Raw genomic sequence first — 23,561 nt, forward strand, 5'->3', positions numbered from 1 at the left:
CACGACGTCGCCGCCGATTCTGCACGACGCCGTGCCTTTGACATCCAGTGACGATCGCTATCGACCGGAAGCCGGTCTCAACGATAGTCGGTCGACGTACTTAGCGATCGCCATCTTGTGCGTTCTTCGAGACGGGTTCTGTCGGCATGCTCGATTGCGGCAAACGCATCAGTGCCAAGCGCGATCCTCAACGGTGGCGACTCCAGGCTGGCGATGCGGATGATCGCCTGGGCCGCACGCGCCGGGTCTCCAGGCTGGTTGCCATCGTACGCACGTTGCTTCCTGACGGTGGCGCCCACGACCTGGTCGTATTCCGGGCGACCCTCTTTCAGCGATGTCGAAGCGCCGGCGAAGTCCGTCCGGAACCCGCCTGGCTCCACGAGGGTGACCTTGACCCCCACGAGCGCCATCTCGAGAGCGAGCGACTCGGAGAAGCCCTCCACGCCCCACTTTGCCGCGGAGTAAGCCGCGCGGCCCGGCGCACCGATTCGCCCTCCCACGGAAGAGAGCTGGATGATATGGCCGCTCCGTTGCGCTCTCATGGCCGGTATTGCGGCCTTCGTCATGATGATCGTGCCGAAAAGGTTGGTCTCGATCTGGCGCCGGAAGTCATCCAGCGTTGCGTCTTCGACCGAGGCGACGTCCCCGTAGCCGGCATTGTTCACCAGCACATCGAGGCCGCCGAAAGCATCCTTTGCGACCTGCACGGCACATGCCGCCGCCACGGAGTCGGTCACGTCCAGCCTGGCCGTGCGGATCGCAGAGCCATGCCGGTCGACCAGGCGGTGAAGTCGTGATGGGTCGCGAGCCGTCACCACGGCGCGATCACCCGCTGCCAGGACAGCCTCAGCGAGTGCCAAGCCAAGACCACGCGAACCTCCGGTTATAAGCCAACGTTTTTTCATGTTCTTCTCACAGGATTCCAGGATTCGAGCGTCCGTACCTTCGGAACGTGGCGCCAACGAGCCCGCAGAGGGGGAAGATGCAGGACGCTCATGACCAGAGCTCCTATCTCGCGCCAGCCGAACGCTGTGGGTCGGCTCCAGCGCTCAACAGCGCACGAATCTTCGCCTCGGTCTCCTTGTATTGACCTTCCCCGAAGTGCTGATACACGACGCGACCCTGCTGGTCGATCAGGTACATCGCGGGCCAGTACCGGTTGCCGTAGGCGTTCCAGGTCTCATAGTCGTTGTCCTGGGCAACGGGGTATGTGATGCCGAAACGCTGCGTCGCGGCGCGCAGATTGCCCAGCCTCTTCTCGTGGCCGTATTCAGGCGTATGCACGCCGATCACGACCAGTCCCTGGTCCTTGTACTTCGCATGCCACTGCTTGACGTACGGCATCACCCGGACGCAGTTGATGCAGGAGTACGTCCAGAACTCCACCAGCACCACCTTCCCGCGCAGGTCATGCACGCTCTGGGGCGGCGAGTTGATCCAGGCGTTGATGCCCTTGAAGTCGGGCGCCATGGGTGCGGGCGCGGTGTGTGTGGGTTGGACGGGGTCGGCCTGCACATTCGGCGAGCAGGCGGCGGCAAAGACGCATGCAGCGAGCATGGTCGCGAGAGATGCGAGGTTCTTCATGGTTTCAGAGTCCTTGGGAGAGGGGAGGGAGCCACTGGGTGGCCCAAGCGGATACAAAGACGTCGTACTGCAGCAACTGGAGGACGGCGACACCGAAGGCGATGAGGCCAAAGCTCTTTCGCAACAGACCGGCATGTCTCTGCAGGAACGAGAGGCGCGAATTGATCCAGCGGCCTCCATAGGCAATCAGCAACATGGGGATGCCTGCGCCCAGCGCGTACACACCGAGCAATGCGCTCGCCTTGGCCGGCGCCTGCGAGCTGGCGGCCAGCGCCAGCACCGAAGCCAGGACCGGACCGGCGCAAGGCGTCCATGCCAACCCGAGCGAGGCACCCAGCAGCAGTGCACCCGGTCGACCGCTGGCGTGTGCCAGGGTCGGGGCAGCGGGCTTCACCCGACGCCATTGCGACTGCACCCATGCCATCGAGCGCTCGAAGGGCACCGGCCAGAAGCATGTCAGGCCCGCCAACATCAGCACCACGATCGAGCTGGTACGGATGCTCGCCTGCAGTTCGCCCGATGAGGCAGCCAGAACGCCAAGGAGAATGCCACTGGCGGCAAAGCTGCCGACGAAGCCAGCGATGATCCACAAGGGTGTCCCACGATCGCGACCGGCCCCTGTTGCCAGGATGATCGGAAGGATCGGGAGGATGCAGGGAGATAGGATGGTGGCCATGCCCGCCAGGGCGGCCAATGCAAATTCGATCATGGGAAATTCCGCAGCGCGATGGAGGTGCTCATTCCATCGCGCGTGTGTCAGCGCACTGTGTCCGGCGACCCGGCCCTTTGTATCCGGGTCGCCCTGATACCTCTTTGGACAAGCTCGGTTACAACCTCATCAGACCAAGCGGATCCGGACTTCGATGTTGCCGCGTGAAAGCTTGGAGTACGGGCAGGTGCGGTGCGCTTCATCGACGATGGCCTGGGCCTGGGCCGGCGGAACTCCAGGCAGCGAGATGGCCAGGCGCGCCTGGAGTTGGTACTCCTCGCCAACCTTGCCGAGATCCACTTCCGCATCGATGGCGGTTCCGGATGGCAGGGCGACGCCGAGTTTGCGCGCAGCAATACCCATTGCGCCCTCGAAGCAGGCCGACCAGCCCGCCGCGAACAACTGTTCGGGATTGGTGCCAGGACGTCGGCTACCGGGAGGCGAGAGGGCAACGTCAAGCTGACCATCGTCGCTGCGGGCATGACCTTCACGGCCGCCAATGGTGTGAGTCTTTGCTGTGTACAACACGGTATCGAGTGCGTTCATGGGATGTCTCCAGTCGAAAGAAGTTGAGAGAGGTCTGGTCTAGCGGGCGTACCGGGTGAAGACGTAGTCGCGGTCCTTCACACGGGCCGCGTGACATGCATGGCAGGTCTTGTGTTGGGCCTCATCCACGGGCTTCCCGTCGATGAAGCGTCCGTAGCCCCACCCACCCGTACTGGCGTACTTGCGTGAGTCCTTGACCATCACTTGCACCGTGGTGGCGGCACCGGGAACAGAGGCCGGTGCGAAGTCCGGCGACTGCTCGTGTTTCCAGGCCAGCTTCACCAGCACCGTTCCATCGGGAAACGGGCGCTGGCTCTCGCGGTATGCCCGCATGGCTTTGGGATTTCCGACAACGACGCGCAGCTCGTCCAGCGGAGCGGCTTCCTGTGCCGGCGCGATAAAGGACCAATCGCGATAACCGTCGGGAAGCTGCACGCCGTAGATCGGTGCGGTGGGGCGTGGACTGTCGTATGCCTGCACTGCGCTCACCAGTCCGAAGGCCATGCCGACAGCCAGGGATGCAAACAGGAGTTTGTGAACGGATTTCATGTCGTCTCTTCCTGTCGCTCACAGGCGGGTAGCGTCGACAACGGCCTGCACGAACTCGGCGGGCGACTCCTGTGGCGGGTTGTGGCCGATGCCGCCGGTGAAGGTGCGATGCTCGTACTTGCCGACGAACTTGGTCGCGTAGGCCTCGGGCTTCGGGTGCGGCGCGCCGTTGGCATCGCCTTCGATGGTGATGGTCGGCACCGTGATGACCGGCGCCTGTGCCAGGCGCTGTTCCAGCGCTGCGTACTTCGGCTCGCCTTCGGCCAGGCTCAAACGCCAGCGGTAGTTGTGGATGACGATGGCCACATGGTCCGGATTGTCCAGTGCACTGGCGCTGCGCTTGAACGTGGCGTCGTCGAACTTCCACTGCGGGGACGCCAGTTCCCAGATCTTCTTCGCGAAGTCGTGGGTGTACTGCGTGTACCCCGCCTGGCCGCGGTCGGTGGCGAAGTAGAACTGGTACCACCATTGCAGTTCGCCTGACGGAGGCAACGGCGTGCGAGCCGCCTCCTGGCTGCCGATCAGGTAACCGCTGACCGAGACCAGGGCCTTGACCCGCTCCGGCCATATGGCGGCCACGATGTCGGCAGAGCGTGCACCCCAGTCGTAGCCGGCCAGCGTCGCGCGGCGGATCTCGAGAGCATCCATCAATGCAATGACATCCGACGCTAGCGCGGCCGGTTGCCCATTGCGTGGCGTGTCTGCAGACAGAAACGTGGTGGTGCCGTAGCCCCGCAAGTGCGGGACGATCACGCGATAGCCGCGCGCCGCCAACTGCGGCGCGACCTCCGCATAGCTGTTGATGTCATACGGCCAGCCGTGCAGCAGGATGATGACTTCACCCTTGGCCGGACCGAGATCGGCGTAGCCGATACGCAGGTCTCCGGCATTGATGTGCTTGTTGGCGACCAGTTCGGGGGGCAGTGCCGGTGACGCGGTCCGGGCTGCCGGCTCTGCCAGAGCGGTGGCGCTGAGCATCAGCCAGGAAGCCATCAGCAAGGACAGGCCGCGCAGGCTGCGGCGGAAGGGGGACGTGGGCGATGGGGTGATCGTGGACATGGTGATTCCTCCAGCAGGGTGGTTGCAGGGAGCAGGACGGGAGTGCGGCGCGCGTGCGTGCGTGCGCCGCAAGGGGATTCAGATGGAGTAGCCGCCGTCCATCGTGAGGCTGGCACCGGTCATGTAGCTCGCGTCGGCACTGACCAGGTATGCGGCGAGCGACGCGACCTCTTCCGGGCGGCCGACGCGCTTGAGCGGATTACGCTGGATCAGGTGGTCCAGGAAGCCAGCCGTGATATCGGTCTCGATGGGGCCGGGCTGGATGTTGTTGATGGTGATACGGCGCGGTGCGAGGTCCAGCGCCAGCTCCCGCACCAGCGTGGCCACGGCAGCCTTGGTCATGCTGTAGACGCTGCCACCCAAGGCGCCGCTGCGTTGTGCCGTGTTGCTGCCGATGGTGACGATGCGGCCACCATCGACCATCCTGGCTGCGGCAGCCTGGATGGCGAGAAAGACACCGCGGACGTTGATCGAAAGCATCTGGTCGAGCGTGTCGACCGGGAACCGGTCGAGCGGAGCGCCCTGATAGATGCCCGCATTGACGACAGCCACGTGCAGCGTGCCCAGCCTCGCCGTGGCATCGGCGACTGCGGCAGTGATCGCGTGCTGATCTGCCGCGTCGGCCTGCAGCGCGATGGCCTGACCGCCGTCCGCCTGGATCGCCGCGACGACTTCGGCGGCCTTGTCGGCGCGCGAGGCGTAGGTCAAGGCGACGGTGTAGCCCTCACGGGCCAGGCGCTGAGCAATGGCGGCACCGATGCCGCGGGAGCCACCAAAGACCAGGGCAGCCTTGGGAGAGGGGAGTTCGGTCCTGCTCATGGTCGTTTCCTTCGGGTAGGTGCCTACGGGTGGTCCCGCCGGCGGTGGACGCATTCCGCGCCCACCCGGTATCCGAGACGTGTCCGAACACAGGGAGATTTGTCGGCCTCTTCTTGAAAACGCCCCATGGATACATTCCGATACAAACAAGTGGCCTCCAGTCCGCTGCCCGGCGGCCTGCCGGCGCTACCATCCGCTGCGACAGATCCACGGTCACGCGTGGTCGAACCTCCGGAGCCCAGACGCATGTCGTCCCACACAGATCACATCCTCGTCGTCGACGATGATCGCGACATCCGCCAGATGGTGGGTGACTACCTGAAGCGGAACGGCCTGCGCGTGAGCCTGGCGGCTGATGGGCGCGAGATGCGCGGCGTTCTTGATACGAGCGACGTGGATCTGGTCGTGCTTGATGTGATGATGCCGGGTGAGGATGGCCTGGCGCTCTGCAGGAACCTTCGCGCAGGAAAGCATCGCGCTGTTCCCGTGGTATTGCTCACGGCCCGCGACGATGAGACCGACCGGATCATCGGCCTGGAGATGGGAGCCGACGACTACGTCACCAAGCCCTTCTCCTCGCGGGAACTCTTGGCACGCATCAATGCGGTGATCCGGCGTGCACGCATGCTTCCCCCCAATCTGCAGGTCTCCGAGGCCAGCAGGTGGATCGGGTTCGGCGACTGGCGGCTGGATACGACCGCGCGCCACTTGTTGGACAAGGAGGGGACGGCATATCCATTGAGTGGCGCCGAGTTCCGGCTCCTGCGTGTATTCATCGATCATCCGCAGCGCGTACTGAGCCGCGACCAACTGTTGAACCTTACCCAGGGCAGGGACGCGGAGGTCTTTGACCGCTCCATCGATCTTCTCGTCAGTCGATTGCGACAGCGCCTGGGCGACGGAGCGCGTGAGCAGACGTACATAAAGACGGTGCGGAGCGAAGGCTACGTATTCAGCCAGGCTGTCGTGCTGGAGGGTGAAGAACCATGAGTGGCCAGCCCAGCGCCACCACGCGATGGCTGCCAAGAACGCTTCGATCGCGCCTCATCCTGATCCTGGGCGCGGGTTTGCTGCTCGCGCACGCCCTGTCATTCGGCCTGCTGTTCGAAGAGCGGGCCGATGCCACGCGCTCGATGATGCTCAGGAATCTCTATGAGGACATTCCCGTCAGCGTGGCGCTGCTGGAGAGCCTGCCAGCCGATCAACGTGGCGCGTGGATTCCGCGCCTCGAGCGCAGGACCTACCGCTATCTCCTGCGGCCAGCACTGCCGGGCGAGCCACTATCCACTGCACGATCGCACGAGGTGACGGGGTTGATCGATGATGCATTGGGGCATCGGTACGCCTTGCGGCCCCGCGCAGTTTCCGCGACACCGGAACGCTATGAGGTAGAGCTGACGCTCCGCGACGGACAGCTTCTGACCATCGAGGTGACGCCATCACTGATGCCGATCGCACGATGGCTGCCTTGGGTGCTTGCGGCCCAGGTCATCCTGCTGTTGCTGTGCGTAGCAGTTGCCGTACGGCTGGCAACCCGCCCTCTTGCCCACCTCGCCAGAGCGGCGGAGCGCATGGATCTTGCAGGCGGTGATACCCAGCTGCCACAGGATGGCCCATGGGAGGTCGCCCAGGCCGCGAGCGCGCTCAATGCTCTCCAGGCCCGCGTGGCGACCCATGTCTCCGAGCGCACGCAGATCCTCGCGGCAATCTCACATGATCTGCAGACTCCGATCACTCGCTTGAGGCTGCGGGTGGAGGCGATGGACGCCAGCGCTGAGCAGGAGAAGCTGCTGGGCGATATCGACCACATCAGCCTGTTGGTGCGCGAAGGCCTGAGCTACGCCCGCGGCGCGTCGGTCACGTTGGGTCCGGCGGTTCGCCTGGATATGACGGCCTTCCTGGAAAGTGTCGTGGCCGACTATCAGGACGCCGGACGCGCAGTGGTGCTCTCTGCCGGCGACTCTGCGTCTCATGACACCCATCCGCAGGTGTTGCGTCGAATCCTGCAGAACCTGGTCGACAACGCGCTCAACTATGCCGGCGACGTCGAGACCAGACTCCGTATGGAAGAAGCGGGACGGATATGTATCGATGTGCTTGATCGCGGACCCGGTATTCCGCCCGAGCAGTTGGAGAATGTAGTGAAACCCTTTCAACGGCTCGAACCATCGCGGTGCCGCGGCACGGGCGGCACAGGCCTTGGGTTGGCCATCGCCCAGCAACTCACCCAGGCACTCGGCGGCGCACTGCGACTGTCGAATCGGGAGGGTGGCGGTCTACAGGCGACGATCGAGTTGCGCTCCACGCCTTCGTCAACCGTTCAGCACCAGGGCGCCGCTCGCTGACACAATGCCTGCCATCGACGTGATCCAGGAGTCCGCCTGACGTGTGATAGCCCCGTTCCCCTGAAACGCATGAGCAACCCGGCACTGTCGGGTGCTTCGGCTTCGATCGTCCTACGTTGGGCGACCTTAGGAGGAACCCATGTCCGGCGCACGCATCCGCGTCTCCCATCTCTCTTTTTCCTGGCCAGACGGCACGCCTGTCTTCGCCGATTTGTCATTCGTCCTTGGCCCGTCCCGGATCGGTCTTGTCGCGCCCAATGGGGCGGGCAAGACAACGTTGCTACGCCTGTTGGCAGGCGAGCTTGCAACGCAGGCCGGCGCAGTCGACATCGCCGGTCGGCGCGGCTATCTGCCGCAACGCTGGAACAGCACCGCCCACGCCACTGTCGCTGAGCTGCTGGGCGTCACGGATGCGCTGGAAGCGGTGGATGCGGTGCTCGCCGGCGCAGCCGATGTCACCCAGCTGGAGCGGGCCGACGGCCACTGGGACCTGCGCGAGCGCATCGCCTCGCAGCTGGCGGCATTCGGCCTGCATGAGGTCTGCCTGCAGCGGCGCATCTCCAGTTTCAGCGGGGGTGAGGTGATGGCCGTGGCGCTGGCGGGCCAGCTGCTGCGCGCGCCCGATGTCCTGCTGCTGGATGAACCCACCAATCACCTTGACCGGAAAGCACGCCAACGCCTGCGCACCGTGCTGGAGTCGTTCCGTGGATGCCTCCTGGTGGCAAGCCATGATCGAGGTTTGCTGGAAGACATGCAGGAAATCGCGGAACTGCAACCCACGCGCCTTCGCATGGTCGGAGGCGGCTACAGCGCCTACCGGTCTGTAGCAGATCGCGAGCAGTCCGCTGCCGAGCAGCAGGTGCAGCATCTGCGCAAGGAATTGCGACGCGAGAAGCACGAGATGCAACAGGCTCGCGAGCGCGCGGACCGGCGCGCATCCGATGCCGCGCGCAAGGCCCCCAACGCAGGGTTGCCCAGAATCGTCGCAGGTACGCTGGCACGCCGAGCCGAAGTGTCCGCCGGTAGGGCCGCGGGCGTGCATGGCGAACGCGTGGACCAGATGCGGAATGCGCTGCAAAGCGCCGAGGAGGGCGCATCCTCATCTGCCATGCCCCGCTTCTCACTGCCGGCCACGCGTGTAGGCCCCACGCAACACGTGCTGACCGTGGAGAGCGTGCAAGCGCTCGGCCAAGACGGGCCCCTGTGGGATGCGCGCGGCATGACGCTGACGATCCGCGGGCCAGAGCGTATTGCACTGATGGGGGACAACGGCGTGGGAAAAACCACGTTCCTGCGGATTCTTGCGGGCGACATGAACGCCACGGCTGGAGAGCGTCGCGTCGGCGCCACCCGCGTAGCCTATCTCAGCCAGCGCCTGCACCAGTTGGTACCCGCGAAGTCGCTAGCCGAGAATCTTGCGGACACAGCGGCCCGTCTTTCACCGCAGGAACGCGCTGACGTACTGGCCCGGCTTGGATTCCGGGGCGACCGCATGAAATTGCCGGTCAGCGCGCTGTCCGGTGGAGAACTCCTGCGGGCAACACTGACCTGTGTGCTGCATGCGGACGATGCTCCCCAGCTGCTGTTGCTGGACGAACCTACGAACAACCTCGATCTGCAAGCTGTCCTGCAGCTTGAACAGGTGCTGCAGAACTACGAAGGCGCGATGGTGGTTGTAAGCCATGACACCGACTTCGTGGAATCCGTCAATCCCACCCGACGCCTGAGTCTGACGGCAAAGGGTCTCGTCGAGTTGCCTCGGTGATCCATGCCCGCCTGTACCCGAGGCTGTGTGGAAACTCCACGTGTCTGACGAACGCGTGCCTCGTGGGGAGGGCGATGCCGCGCAGAGCTCGTTGCGGGCATTGCGGAAGAGGCACGCGACATTGACGCATCCGCCGCCAGGCATGCACGTCAGCATCTGGACAACCAGGTGGCCGGGCGCTGTGTTCGGCCGGGTCCTCCATGGGGGGAAGCTGCCGGGTGCGATGTTTTCCCGCGCGCACGTGGACATAAGACGCGAAATGTGAGTTACGCTACATTTGAGCCGTCGACTTCCTCTTTCCATGAGCCAACACGATCTGCCGTCTCCACGCGTTGCCGTTGTCGAGGATGAAGACGAACTGCGGGGCCTGATCGTTGAGGAACTGGGCGAGCGTGGCTACGACGTTGTAGGTCTGGCGAGTGCAGAAGCCCTGTACCGCCACATGAGTGTCCAGGCGCTCGACATCGTCGTCCTGGACATCGGCCTGCCTGGCGAAAGCGGGCTTGGGGTTGCGTCGCACCTGCGGCAGCTTGCCTCGGTGGGCATCATCGTGCTGACCGGCCGCGGCGGCAAGAAGCTCATGGCACAGAGCTTTGAAGAAGGCGCCGATCTCTTCCTGACCAAGCCCGTCGATTACGACGTGCTGGCCGTGGCGGTCGCCAATCTTCATCGTCGGCTGGCACCTGCGATGAATGGCCCGGCACTGGATGACCAGGATGCGCCCACCTGGTCATTGTCCGACGCGGGCTGGACGTTGCATGGACCCGATGCCAGGACGCTGGCGCTCAGCGAGGCGGAACGCACGATCCTCGCACGGCTTCTGGAGCAGCCTGGCACACCCGTATCGAGAACGGCCCTGATCGAGATGCTGACCGATCAACCCTGGGATTTCGATCCCCATCGGCTGGACGTTCTGGTCCATCGTCTCCGCGGCAAGGTCAGCAGCCGTTTTTCGCAGCCCCTGCCGCTGCGTGCCGTGCGTGGCGTCGGCTACGTATTCGCACCCTGAGGCTCTCCTCCGTGAGGATCGGTGAGTTTTGGTGAACCGCCGTCATTGATGCACGTCCCCATGCACTAGAGACTTCGCGCACTTCCGATACCGGCATCGGTACCGGAGCCGCACCGCACGAGCGGTGATGTCTTCTCGCCATCCCGAGGGTCGACCCCCCGTCACGGTTTCCGCCGCGGCGCGGGCAACGCCGTCCTGATGGCTTGCCGGGTTCGATCCGGCCAGGTGGAACAGGGGAAAGTCAGTGAACAAGCAGGGTGAGCCGACGTTGATCGGCGGATGCGCGCGCGCGCGCGCGGGTTCGACAGGGGGGTCGCTGCGGAATCGCAGCCGGGCGTGGCGCTGGATGACCCTGGCGACATGGCTGCTGGCACCTGCCGCACTGGCGGCCGATCTGCAGATCACGGACCTCTCCGACACGGGCTACGATCCGACGCCGGCCGGTGGCGAGGTGGTCTACAACGTCACGGTCGAGAACGGCGCCGCCGATACGGTGCCCAACGCCGTGGTCATCTTCGACCTGCCTGCCGGCACCGTGGCTGGCACGCTGCCGGCGTTCTGCAGCGCCGATGCCGGCGTGCCCGCACGCGTGGTGTGCGCCGTGGGCGAACTGGTGGGCACGCAGACGGCGCAGGGCGCGCCCGTCAGTTTCCAACTCGGCGTCGATACGGGCGGCCAGGCGCCGGGCACGGTGACGATGCGGGGCGCCATCGGATTCGGTTCCGCGGTACCGCCGGCGGGCACGCCGATCACCGCGCTCACGCCGGGCGACGCGTTCTTCGCCAGCGACACCAACACCGCCAACAACCAGCGCAACGAAGCCACCACGCTGACCACCGCTGGCGACCTGCGCCTGCTCAAGAGCGCCACGCCGGATCCCGTGGTGGGCGGTAGCGAAATCACCTACACGCTGACCGTCTTCAACGACGGCCCGAGCGCATCCACCCACTTCCGCGTGGTTGACACGCTGCCGGCGGCGACGACGTACGTGGCCAGCAGCTTCAATGGCGCTGGCTGGACGTTCAACAGCGGCACCATGACCGCGACCCACGCCGGCACGCTGGCGGTGGGATCGAGCAGCAGCTTCACCTTCCGTGCCCGCGTGAACGCCGGCAGCGGCAACATCATCAACGCGGCGACGGTGGAAGCCATCGGCACGCCGGATGCGGACCCCAGCAACAACGATGCCAACGTCACCACCAGCATCACGGCAGGTGCCGACCTGGCCCTGAGCAAGTCCGCGGCACCCGCGCCCGCGATCGCGGGCCAGTCCGTCACCTTCACCCTGACCGCGCGCAACCTGGGCCCGAGCGTGGCGCAGAACGTCAGCCTCACCGACGCGCTGCCGGCGGGCTTCGTGATCACCGGCGGCACCCAGCCGGGTGGCTGGACCTGCAGCAACGATGGCGCCAACGGCACGCGGACGTGCACGCGCGCAGCGGCCATGCCGGTCGGCGCGGTGGAAACACTGACCATCGTCGCCACCGTGCCCTCCACGGGCGTCAACAGCAGCGGCGACGTCACCAACACGGCGACGATCACCTCCACCACGCCGGATCCGAACGGTCCCGTCCTGGGCGTGAACAACAACGATGGCAGCGTCACCTTCACCGTGCTGGCCGACGGTGCCGACCTGTCGATGACCAAGACCAAGTCGCCGGCCCTGGTGGCGGTGTGGGACGGCATCGGCCCCGACACCGACAGCCGCATGACCTCGCTGATCCGTGTGCGCAACCTGGGGCCGCGTGCCGCCAGCGGACAGGTGCAGGTGGTCGACGAACTCGCAGCGGGTGAAGAGTTCGTGTCCGCGTCGGGTCCATGGACCTGCGCGGTCGACAATCCATACGCCGTGCCGCCCGCGCGGCAGCGCGTGACCTGCGACCTGAATGCCGGCTCGCTTCCGTTGGCGGTGAACACCAACTCGCCGCAACTGCAGATCATCAGCCGTGCGCGTGCCGCGGGCGCGTTGACCAACACCGCGTGCACCGGCGGCTCCAACGGTTCGGTCGAACCGCTGACGGCCGGTGGCATCGACCAGGACCCGGAAACCGGCAACGACTGCAGCGGCGCCGGCACCCGCACCACCGACGAGCGCGCCGACCTGCGCATCGCCAAGCAGACCAATGGTCCGGGCGATGTGGACAACGTGCTGACTGCCGCGCAGGACACGGTGACCTACACGCTCACCGTCACCAACGATGGCCCGGACAGCACCACCGGCATCGTGGTGAACGATGCGATCCCGGGTTTCGTGGCCGGCCGCACCACCGTCAGCGCGAATGCACCCGCGGGCTGGACCTGCACGACCGGCGCGTCGGTCGTGTGCCGTTCCGGCACCACCGCCCTGGCCAATGGCGCCAGCGCCGTCATCGTACTGACGGTGCAGCGCGCGCTGTTCGACAGCGCCGGTCTGGGCGCGGGCACCTGTGGTGGCGTGCCCACGACCAATGCGTTCTGCAATACCGCCGGGGTGGGCATCGATGCCGCCGTGGCGGGGTCGGTCGGCGAGATCGACGCGGCCAACAACAGCGCGTCGGACTGGCTGCAGATCGACCGCGTGGCCAACGTGCAGACCACGGCGAAGAGCATCACCTCGGGCGCGACCGGCCAGGCCGGCGTCAACACGACCTACGTGATGTCGTTCCGCAACCAAGGGCCGTCGACGGTGCCGGGCGTGGTGTTCCGCGATGTGTTCACGCTGCCCGCTGACGATGCCGGCTTCGTGCTGATGTCGGCCACGCGCACCGGGGGCGGCACCGCCGCGTGCACGGCCACGCCCGGTCCCGGCATCACCACGGCGCCTGCCGCAGGTGGCGTGTCGTATGCCAATCCGACGGCGGGCACCGCGCAGGTCACGCTGACCTGCGCGCCGCTGTCGCTGGCCAATGGCCAGACCGAAAGCCTGACCGTGGTGATCCGTCCGAACGTCAACGTCGGCAACACCGGACGCGTGTTCACCAACGTGGCGGACTTCTTCTTCGACCGCAACAACGACGGCACGCCCGACCCGGCCAGCGGTTCGGATGCCAACGGCAGCTTCGATTTCAATACCGACGCCACGGCCGGCGACGACCAGCGCAGCGCCAGCCTGCCGTTCAACAGCGGCAGCGTGGACCTGATCACCAACAAGGTGGATACCGGCTTCACCGGCGGCGTGGACCCGCTGGGCTACGACGCCCTGACACCGGCCAACAACGCCATCACGTACCGCGTGACCGTGCGCAACAACGGACCGTCGGTGGCGACGAACGTGCGCATCAGCGATACGCTGACGCCGCTCGCGGGCCGTACCGTGCGCTTCCTGGGCGTGTCCGCGTCGACGACGGGACCGTTCGTCGACACGGATTGCAGCGTGACCGCAGGCAGCAACCCCACGGCGGGTGCGCCGCTGGTGCTGGATTGCGTGATGCCGGGCATCGGCTTTTCCACCAACCTGCCGGGTGTGGTGGCGTCCGGCCAGACCAGCACGCTCTACCTGCGTTATGCCTACGAGACGCCGCCCGGCGCCTCCGGCGATACGCTGCTGAACTCGGCCACCGCCAGCTCGGCGGAGACCGACACCAACCTCGCCAACAACACCGCGGACCAGGACACGACGATCCGTTCGCGCGCCGATCTGGCCGTCACCAAGACGATGGTCGCGCTGGCACCGGATCCCGATCCCGCCGTGGCGCTGCCGCCGACCATCGCTTCGGTGTCGCTGCGGCAACCGTTCTATTACGTGATCGGCGGGGTCAACAACGGTCCGGGCGCGAGTCTCTCGCGCGATCGCACCGGTACCAGTCCGCTCAATGGCACCGGCACGGTGGTGACCGACACGCTGCCGGCGAACCTCATCGTCACCGGCCCGATCACCTGGCGGAAAGACGGTCCCGATCCGGGTGGCGACGAGCAACCCGTCGGTACGGGCACCTGCAGCCAGGCGGGCAACACCGTCACCTGCACCCTGGGCGACATGACGGTCACCGGTCGCGCACGTATCATCGTGCCCGCGCGCTGGGATGCGTATCCCGCCGGAGGTACCACCAACAACACCGCGACCATCGCGACCGAACAGGTCGATCCGGTCCCGGGCAACAACACGACCACCGTGCCACTGGGCGTCACGCGTTCCAGCCTGGCGGGCGTGGTGTTCGAAGATCGTGACCGCGCCGGCGCCAACGGAGGCACCCATCAGGGCGCCGCCACCGAGCCCGCCATCGCGGGTGTGACCATCACCCTGACCGGCGTCGATGCGTACGGCAACGCCGTCAATCGCAACACGGTCACGGCGGCCGATGGCAGTTACAGCTTCACCGATCTGTCGCCGGCCGATGCCGCCGGCTATACGTTGACGCAGACGCAGCCTGCCGGTTTCGTCAACAGTCCCGTGGCCCTGCCCACCAGCGGTGGCGCGGAGCCTTCGCTGGGCGGCACCTACAGCGCCGGTTCGCCCGACTCGGTCATCGCCGCCATCCCGGTCGGCGCCGACCAGGCCGGCGTGCGCTACGACTTCCCCGAAGTGCGCCGCCCGGCGCTGTCGGGCTTCGTCTACATCGACGGCAACTTCAACGACGTCCGCGACGGGGGCGATGCGCCCATCAGCGGTGCCACGGTCGAACTGCTCGACGCCGGCAGTGGTGCCGTCGTCGCGACGACCACGACGGATGGCAGCGGTGCCTACAGCTTCAGCAATCTGGATCCGCTGATCGTCTACACGCTGCGCGAAGTGCTGCCGACCGGCAGCTACCAGAACCGTCCGACGGCGGTGAATCCCGGCCAGGTTGGCGGCGCGCCGTGCGCCACAGGCTGTACGCCGGGCACCGGTGTGGCGGGTGATGCCGCCACCACCGACCGCATCAGCGGCATCGACCTGGGTGCGGGTACCGATGGCTCCGTGTTCAACTTCGGCGAAGACGCCGTGGCCGGTATTTCCGGCAGCGTCTACGTGGACCGCAATGGCAACGGCGACTTCGACGGCGGTGACGCCGGCACGGTCAACTCGCGCCCGAACGGCGGGCTGCAGGGCGTCAGCGTCACGCTGACCGGTGCGGGCGCCGACGGCATTTTCGGCAATGGCGATGATCCGGCACCGGTGACGGTGCAGACCGATGCCACCGGCGCCTACCAGTTCACCGATCTGGTGGTCGGGCAGGACTACCGCGTCAGCGAAACGCAGCCCGCCGGCTATGCCGACGGCACCGAAAATCCCACCAACGCCATCGACATCGCCAACCTGCCTCCGGCCGGTTCCGCCGGCAACGACTTCGGCGAGACGTTGGGTTCGCTCGCCGGCGTGGTGTTCGAGGATTTCTCGACCACTGCCGCCAACAACAACAACGGCGCCTTCGACGGTGGCGAGAATCCGATCGCCAACGTCACCGTGACGCTGACCGGCACCGATGTGCTGGGCAATGCGGTCAATGTCGCCGCGCAGACCGACGCGGCCGGTGCGTACGTGTTCCGTGACCTGCTGCCGCCGCAGGCCGGCACCACGTACACGATCACCGAGACGCAGCCCACCGGCTACATCGATGGCCGGCACACGCCGGGCAACGCCGCCACGCCGGGCAGTGCCACCACGTCCAACGTGATCGACGGCATCGCGATCAATGCAGGTCAGGCGGCCACCGGTTACCTGTTCGGCGAACTCGCCAATGCCGTCATCAGCGGCACGGTCTATCTGGACCGCAACGACAACGGCGACCAGGACGGTGGCGAACCCGGCATCCCCGGCGTCACCGTGGTCATCGAAGGCGCCGGCCCGGATGGCGTGTTCGGCACCGGCGACGATCTGCCGCCGGTCACGCTGACCACCGATGCGAACGGTGGCTACAGCTACGGCGGTGCGATCACGGGCCAGAACTACCGCATCGTCGAGACGCAGCCCACCGGGCTGGCCGATGGGCAGGAGAACTCGTCCAACACCATCACGCTGACCAACCTGCCGGCCGCCGGTTCCAGCGGCAACGACTTCGGCGAACTGGCCGCATCGCTGTCCGGCAGTGTGTGGCTGGATGCCAACAACAACGGCGTGCGTGACGCGGGTGAGAACGGCATCGCCGGGGTCAGCGTCGGCCTGCCTGCCGGCACGCTGGATGCGCTGGGCAATGCCGTCGCCGCCGCCGTGACCGACGCCAATGGCGCGTACCGCTTCGGGGATCTGCTGGCCGGCACCTATGCGGTGACCGAGCAGGCGGCGCAGCCTGTCGTGGGCGGTGTCACCACGCTCAATGGCATCACGGTGGCCGGCAATGTCGGCGGCAGCAGCAGCGGCACCGCCACGCCCGTGGCGACCCTGCCCAGCGCCATCACAGGCATCGTCCTGCCCGCGGGCGGCGATTCGGTGCAGAACGACTTCGGTGAAACGCTGGGCGTGTCGCTGTCCGGGCGCGTGTTCTTCGATGCCGACAACGACGGCGTGCAGTCGGGCGCGGCCGAAACCGGCATCGACGGTGTGACCCTCACCCTGACCGGCACCGATGACACCGGCGCGTCGGTGTCGGTGACCACGACCACCGATGCGAACGGCGACTATGCCTTCGACGGCCTGCGTCCTGGCACCTACACGGTGACCGAGCCGCAGCAGCCCACCGGCACCAGCAACGGCCAGACCGTCGCGGGCACCGTCGGCGGCACGTCGACCGGCACCGCCACACCGATCACCACCGTGCCCAGCGCGATCAGCGCCATCGACCTGACCACGCCGGGCAGCGCATCGGTCGACAACCTGTTCGGCGAGATTCCGTTGAACAGCGCGATCAGCGGGCGCGTGTGGGAAGACACCGACAACGACGGCGTCATCGACCCGTCCGAGCAGGGCATCGGCAACGTGGTCGTGCGCCTGACCGGCATCGACCTGGCCGGCAACACCATCACCCGCGACGTGACCACGCAGCCGGATGGCAGTTATGCCTTCACCGAGTTGCCGCCGGGCACGTACACCCTCACCGAGCCCGACCAGCCGGCCGGCACGCTCAACGGCACCACCGTGCCCGGCACGGGGGGCGGCACCGCCACGCCGCCGACCAATACACCGTCGGTGATCAGCGCTGTCGTGCTGGGCGTGGGCGAGGAAGCCAGCGGCAACAACTTCGGTGAAGTGCCTTCCGGCAGCATCGCCGGCCGCGTCTACAACGACGGCAACAACAACGGCGTGATCGATGCCGGCGAAGGCGGCTTCCCCAACGTGCAGGTCGTGCTGACCGGCACCAATGAGCTGGGCGAAACGGTCGACGTCACCGTCACGACCGACAGCGAAGGCCGCTACCGCTTCGACGACCTGCGTCCGGGCACCTACACGGTGACCGAGCCCACCCAGCCGGCGGAGACCCTCAACGGCATCACCACGCCGGGCACCCTCGATGGCACGTCGGTGGGCGTCGCCACGCCGGTGAGCACCACGCCGTCGGCCATCAGCGGCATCGTGCTGCCGCCGGGCGGCGATTCCATCGACAACAACTTCGGCGAGATCGGCGATTCGCCGGACCTGGTGGTCAGCAAGACCGCCACGCCCACCACGTTCACCGTCAACAACCCGGGCAGCTACACCATCCGTGTGCGCAACATCGGCCAGCAGCCGAGCGCGGGTGAATACGTGGTGGAAGACCGCCTGCCGGCCGGCCTCACGCTGGCGGCCACGCCGACCGGCAATGGCTGGACCTGCACCGGCGCGTCCGGCGACAACCGCTTCCGCTGCAGCAGCAGTGCGGTAATCGCGGCGGGTGCCACGCTGGCCGATACCATCGTCGCGCAGGTCCGCGTGGATGCGTCGGCGGCGACCGGTTCGCCGGTCAACAACGCCGTGCTGGTGGAAGGCGGCGGCGAGAACGAGTTCCGCACGCCGACCACCGATGAGCGCGCCGACTTCGAAAGCAATCCGGCCGATCTGCCGGTGTGCGATCCGGCGATCACGCAGAACGCGTGCCGCCTGCCCACCGCCGTGCAGTTGTCCGCGTCGGTGTCGGGCACGGTGTGGTTCGACCAGGGCAGCGAGTTCGGCCTGATCGACGGCGGCGACCGTCGCCTGTCCGGCTGGGTGGTGGAAGTGGTGAACGACAGCGGCCAGGTGGTCGGCACGGCGACCACGGGCGCGGACGGTACGTACTCGATCGCCGACCAGGTGCCGGGCATCCCGCTGGCCATCCGTTTCCGCGACCCGGCGACGGGCGTGGTCTGGGGCCTGCCGGTCAGTGGCGAAACCGTCACCGGTCCGCCGGTGCCGTGCGATGCGGGCAGTGCCGTCGCCAACGGCACGGCCAGTTCGTGCCGCAGCAGCGACAACGGCTCAACGCATCTGGCGGTGGTGCTGGCACCGGGTGCCAACCTGCCGCAGCAGAGCCTGCCGCTGAACCCTGGTGGCGTGGTGTACGACGCGACCACGCGCACGCCGGTGCCCGGCTCACGCGTGACGCTGACGCCGGTAGGCACCTGCGCGGGTTACACGCCGGAACAGCACGTGCTGAACGCCGCGCTGGGCGGTTACACCGTGCAGGGCACGTCGGTGTCGATGACGGTCGGTGTGGAAGGCTTCTACCAGTTCCTGCTGGGTCCGGATGCGCCTGCCTCGTGCCGCTTCCATCTGGAGGTGGAGCCGCCGGCCGGCTACGCGTTCGAGTCCGGCATGATCCCGGCGGAAACCGCGCCGCTGTCGCCGCCGTCCACGCCGGGCGTGGGGTATCCGGTGCAGACCAACGCCACCGCGCCGACGGCGCCGGTGGGCACCGCAACCCACTACTACCTGGACCTGACGCTGGGCTCGGGCGTGGCCACGCCGGTGCACAACCACATCCCGCTCGACCCGCAGGTCGCACCGGGCCTGGTCATCACCAAGACCGGCGACCGCAAGACGGTGGAAGTGGGCGACAGCCTGGTCTACACCATCACCATCCGCCAGACGGCGGGTGCGTCGATGGGCACGGTCAACGTGGTCGACCGCCTGCCGCACGGGTTCACCTTCATCGACGGCACCGCGCGTGTCGATGGTGCGGGCATCGCCAATCCGCTGGGCAAGCCCGGCCCGACGCTGGTGTTCGATGTCGGTCCGCTCGCCGTCGGCGCGCAGAAGACGCTCAGCTACCGCGTGCGCGTCGGCGTGGGCAGCATGCAGGGCGATGGCATCAACCGTGCGCGTGCCTACGGCTGCTCGATCGACGGCGGCTGCGTGGATCCGACCACGCTGGCGCCGTACCCGAACGGCGGCGTGGTGCCGTCCAATCCGGCCGAGTACCGCGTGATCGTCAGCGGTGGCGTGTTCACCGACGAAGGCTGCGTGCTGGGCAAGATCTTCGTGGACTGCAACGTCAACCACGTGCAGGACCGCGAAGAGATCGGCATCCCCGGCGTACGCATGTACTTCGAGGACGGCACCTGGATGGTCAGCGACTCGGAGGGCAAGTACAGCTATTGCGGCCTGCCGCCGAAGAGCCACACCCTGAAGGTCGATGCGTCGACGCTGCCGGTCGGCTCGCGCCTGACCACCAGCAGCAACCGCAACCTGGGCGATGCGGACAGCCTCTTCATCGACCTGAAGAACGGTGAGCTGCACCGCGCGGACTTCATCGAGGGCAGCTGCTCCAACCCGGTGATGGAACAGGTGAAGGCGCGCCGCACGCAGGGCGAGATCCGCGCGCCGGAGACCGAACGCAACCAGCAACCGCTGCGCTTCGACAGCAAGCCGGCGCGCGCGCCGCAGCAGGCCACCGATTCGGCCAACCAGCAGCCGATCGTCGCGCCGAGGCCGACCGCCACGGATGGGGATGAAGGCAAGGAGGTGCAGCCATGAGCCGCATTCCCTCCCGCCCCTTATCCCTGTCGGAAGCCAAGCCCATGCGTGTCACGCGTCACTCCCATCATCCGCTGGCGCTCGCCCTCGCGCTGGCCATCGTGCCCACGCTGGCGACAGCGCAGACCGTGTCCGGGGACCAGCGCTTCACGCCCGTGCTGGGGCAGGGCACGCCGCTGTTCCCGCAATCCCCGCAGCTGCAGGACACCGCGTCGCAACCGCTGTACGCGCAGCCGGGCAATGTGGACTACCGCGTCAACGCGGGCGTCGACCGCGTGGTGGTCGAGGTCGACCGCGACGGCGTCCCGGCCGACGGCCAGTCGCCGGTGCGCGTGGTGGTGCAGCTGTTCGATGCCGACGGCAAGCCGATGGCGGGCGACGCGTTCGCCACCATCGAGCACACCGGTGGGCGCATCAAGCTGCCGGACGGACGCACCGACGAACTCGGCCCCGGCCGGCTCGATGCCGACAAGGTCACGCCCGGTGTGCAGCTTCCCGTGCGCGACGGCAGGGCCGAATTCGAACTGCTCGCGCCGCACGATCCGCAGGACGTGCTGCTTCGGGTGACGTCGGGCGCGCACAGCGCCGAGGGCGTGGTCGGCTTCGTGCCGGAAATGCGCGAGATGATCGCCACGGGCCTGATCGAAGGCGTGATCAACTTCCGTCGCAACGGTGACGGGCTGATCAACGGGACGCAGCGCGGCGACGGCTTCGAGCGCGAGATCCGTCGCTGGGAAAAGCAGTTCAACAGCGGCAAGGCGAATGGCGCGGCGCGCGCGGCGTTCTTCGCCAAGGGCACCATCAAGGGTGAATACCTGCTCACCGCGGCCTACGATTCCGACAAGGAAGTGCGTGCCCGCCTGCTGCGCGACATCCAGCCGGAAGAGTTCTACCCCGTATACGGCGACGCCTCGCTGCGCGGCTTCGATGCGCGTTCGGCCGAACGCCTGTACGTGCGCGTGGACAAGGGCCGCAGCTACCTGCTGTATGGCGATTTCCAGACCGGCGACAACCTCGCGACGCAGACCGGTGTTGATGCCGGCACCCGCGCAGCGCCGCGCGTGCTGGGCACCTACAACCGCACCGCCACCGGCCTGGGCTGGCACTTCGAGAATGCACGCGTGCGCGGCAATGTCTTCGCCATCGAGGATTCGCTGCGCCAGGTGATCGAGGAACTGCCCGCCTCCGGCAGCGGTCCTTACGGCCTGCGCAACAATGCGGTACTGGAAGGCAGCGAGCGCGTGGAAGTGGTCGTGCGCGACCGCAACCAGCCTTCGCGCATCGTCTCGGTGCGTCCGCTGGGGCGGCTGGTGGACTACAGCTTCGAGCCGTTCTCCGGCCGCATCCTGCTCAACAGCTTCCTGCCGTCGTTCGACAGCGACCTCAACCCGGTTTCGCTGCGGATCACCTACGAACTGGACCAGGGAACCGAGAAGTTCCTGGTGCTGGGCGCGGATGCGCAGCTGCGCGTGGGCGAGAAGGGCGAAATCGGCGGCTCCTACGTCGACGATCGCAACCCCTTCGCCGCCTTCGAGATGGGCAGCGCAAACATCGGCTACCGCCTGGGCGCGAACACGTGGCTGGTGGCCGAAGCCGCGCGCACGCGCAGCGAAGTGAATACCAACTCGGTCAACCAGTACGGCACGCCCGCGCTGCAGGGCCTCAGCGGGCTGGTGGAGGGCAACGCGTGGCGGGTGGAGCTGGGACACGCCAGCGAGGACGTGGACCTGAAGCTGTTCGCCGGCCAGTCCGATCCGGAGTTCAACAATCCCGCTTCGCCGCTGTACGGCGGCCGCGGCGAGTACAGCCTGACCACGCGCTGGCGTCTCAACGACCGGTTCGAGCTGTATGCCGAAGGGCTGCGCAGCGAAGACCGCAATCCCGACGGCGGCGAACGCAACGCCGCGAGTGCGGGCACGCGGGTGAAGCTGACCGACAAGCTGACGCTGGACTTCGGCTACCGCGCAATCCGCGAGACGGTCGGCGCCTATTACACGTGGGCCACCAGCAGCGGCTACGGCAACATCGGCGGACTGTCGGGCGGCTACGCCACGGGGTCGGGCGGTGGTGCGCTCGGCTATGGCCAGCAACCGTTGGATCCGTTGACCGGCCTGCCGATCATCAGCAGCGGCAATCCGAACGACGTGGCCAGCGGCCTGCCGGTGGGCACCGAACTGTCCTCGGACATGCTGCGCATCGGCGTGGGCTATCGCGCCAGCGACCGTTTCAGCCTGGGTGGCGAAGTGGAGCAGGACATCCATGGCGAGGACCGCAACCGTGTGGCGCTCGGTATGGACTACCAGCTGCGCGAACGCAGCCGCGTGTATGGCCGCTACGAAAAACAGACCGGCATCAGCGGCGTGAATGGTCTGACCCAGGATGGCCGCGAGGCGGACACGCTCGCGCTGGGCGTGGATACCAGCTTCATCAAGGATACGCAGCTGTTCTCGGAGTACCGGCTGCGTGATGCCATCGCGGGCCGCGACATCCAGGCCGCGTCGGGCATCCGCAACCGCTGGGACCTGCGCGAGGGCCTGCGCTTGGATACGTCGTTGGAACATACCAACGTGATCTCCGGCAACGTCGGCGATTCGACCGGCATCGGCGTCGCAATGGACTACACGGCCAATCCGATGTGGCGCGGCAGCATGCGCGTGGAGCACCGCATCTCCGACGACGTGGCCGGCACGCCGACCAACGAGGGCTACAACACCACGCTGCTGCAGTTCCTGGCGGCCCGCAAGCTGAGCCGCGACTGGACGCTGCTGGCCCGCAACTACCTGCTGCGCACCGAGTACGACGCGCGCGGCGACGTGCTGCAGGACCGCTTCCAGATCGGCGCGGCGTACCGCGACACGGACACCAATCGCGTCAACGCGCTGGCCCGCTACGAGTACAAGCTGGAGAAGGACGAGAGCGGCATGGACGGTTCGGGCTTCGGTTCGGACACGGGCCAGGACATCCGCACCAGCGCGCACATCGTCTCGGCGCATGCCGACTGGCATCCGTCGCGGCCGTGGTGGCTGACCGGCCGCGTGGCCGCGAAGTGGCAGCAGGACAGCTTCTTCTATGCCGACACCGGGCGCGTCGATGACGATTTCAACGCGGTGCTGGTGTCCGGCCGCGTGGTCTACGACATCACCGAGAACTGGGACATCGGCGTGCTGGGTTCCGCGTTCCGCGGCCAGGACGGCGCCAACCAGTATGCGTTCGGCGTGGAAGTAGGGCGCCTGCTGCGGCAGAACCTCTGGCTGTCGGCGGGCTACAACGCCACCGGCTTCCGCGGCGACGAGGACCTGACCGGTTACGAGTACACGCAGCAGGGCGCGTTCATCCGCCTGCGCTTCAAGTTCGACGAAGACCTTTTCCGTAGAGACGACGTCCGCTACCGCGACCCGGTGCGCTGAGGAAAC

Annotated in this window: 13 protein-coding genes; 6 read left to right on the plus strand and 7 right to left on the minus strand. The window is 66.9% G+C overall.

The window, feature by feature from the left end; translation table 11 throughout:
- Positions 1–77 precede the first annotated feature (77 nt).
- The 7 genes from OY559_RS02935 to OY559_RS02965 form a co-directional block, all read right to left on the minus strand.
- Positions 78–905, minus strand: a complete 828-nt coding sequence (locus OY559_RS02935) for an oxidoreductase (protein WP_277728633.1) — start codon at positions 903–905, stop codon at positions 78–80.
- A 103-nt stretch (positions 906–1,008) separates the two neighbouring features.
- Entirely contained in the window at positions 1,009–1,584 is a 576-nt protein-coding gene (locus tag OY559_RS02940; protein ID WP_277728634.1) for a thioredoxin family protein, read from the minus strand.
- Positions 1,585–1,588: 4 nt separating this feature from the next.
- Positions 1,589–2,293, minus strand: a complete 705-nt coding sequence (locus tag OY559_RS02945) for a cytochrome c biogenesis CcdA family protein (protein ID WP_277728635.1) — start codon at positions 2,291–2,293, stop codon at positions 1,589–1,591.
- Between the two features lie 129 nt (positions 2,294–2,422).
- A complete protein-coding gene (locus OY559_RS02950) occupies positions 2,423–2,839 on the minus strand; it encodes an organic hydroperoxide resistance protein (protein ID WP_277728636.1) in 417 nt (138 codons plus the stop codon).
- Positions 2,840–2,878: 39 nt separating this feature from the next.
- Complete coding sequence (locus tag OY559_RS02955; protein ID WP_277728637.1) at positions 2,879–3,388, minus strand: cytochrome P460 family protein; 510 nt, start codon at positions 3,386–3,388, stop codon at positions 2,879–2,881.
- A gap of 18 nt (positions 3,389–3,406) precedes the next feature.
- The gene (locus OY559_RS02960) at positions 3,407–4,447 is read right to left on the minus strand and encodes an alpha/beta fold hydrolase (RefSeq protein WP_277728638.1); all 1,041 of its coding nucleotides are present in this window, start codon (positions 4,445–4,447) and stop codon (positions 3,407–3,409) included.
- Positions 4,448–4,525: 78 nt separating this feature from the next.
- Entirely contained in the window at positions 4,526–5,266 is a 741-nt protein-coding gene (locus OY559_RS02965; protein ID WP_277728639.1) for an SDR family NAD(P)-dependent oxidoreductase, read from the minus strand.
- 246 nt (positions 5,267–5,512) lie between these two features.
- On the opposite strand from OY559_RS02965, the gene OY559_RS02970 reads away from it, so the two are divergent.
- The 6 genes from OY559_RS02970 to OY559_RS02995 all read left to right on the plus strand — a co-directional run bounded on the left by OY559_RS02970 (position 5,513) and on the right by OY559_RS02995 (position 23,555).
- Positions 5,513–6,256: a response regulator gene (locus OY559_RS02970; RefSeq protein WP_277728640.1), complete on the plus strand. Its 744-nt coding sequence runs from the start codon at positions 5,513–5,515 to the stop codon at positions 6,254–6,256.
- Positions 6,253–7,611, plus strand: coding sequence for a sensor histidine kinase (locus OY559_RS02975; RefSeq protein WP_277728641.1), 1,359 nt, complete (start codon positions 6,253–6,255; stop codon positions 7,609–7,611). Before OY559_RS02970 ends, OY559_RS02975 begins: the two co-directional genes overlap by 4 nt.
- 139 nt (positions 7,612–7,750) lie before the next feature.
- On the plus strand, positions 7,751–9,376 hold the full coding sequence (locus OY559_RS02980) for an ABC-F family ATP-binding cassette domain-containing protein (protein ID WP_277728642.1): 1,626 nt from the start codon (positions 7,751–7,753) through the stop codon (positions 9,374–9,376).
- A 301-nt stretch (positions 9,377–9,677) separates the two neighbouring features.
- Complete coding sequence (locus OY559_RS02985) at positions 9,678–10,385, plus strand: response regulator transcription factor (RefSeq protein WP_277728643.1); 708 nt, start codon at positions 9,678–9,680, stop codon at positions 10,383–10,385.
- A gap of 346 nt (positions 10,386–10,731) precedes the next feature.
- Entirely contained in the window at positions 10,732–20,148 is a 9,417-nt protein-coding gene (locus OY559_RS02990) for an SdrD B-like domain-containing protein (RefSeq protein WP_277728644.1), read from the plus strand.
- Positions 20,145–23,555 (plus strand): hypothetical protein, encoded by a 3,411-nt coding sequence (locus OY559_RS02995; RefSeq protein WP_277728645.1) that lies wholly within the window; start codon positions 20,145–20,147, stop codon positions 23,553–23,555. Before OY559_RS02990 ends, OY559_RS02995 begins: the two co-directional genes overlap by 4 nt.
- Positions 23,556–23,561: the final 6 nt, after the last annotated feature.

Source organism: Pseudoxanthomonas sp. SE1, from assembly GCF_029542205.1.
GTDB lineage: Bacteria > Pseudomonadota > Gammaproteobacteria > Xanthomonadales > Xanthomonadaceae > Pseudoxanthomonas_A.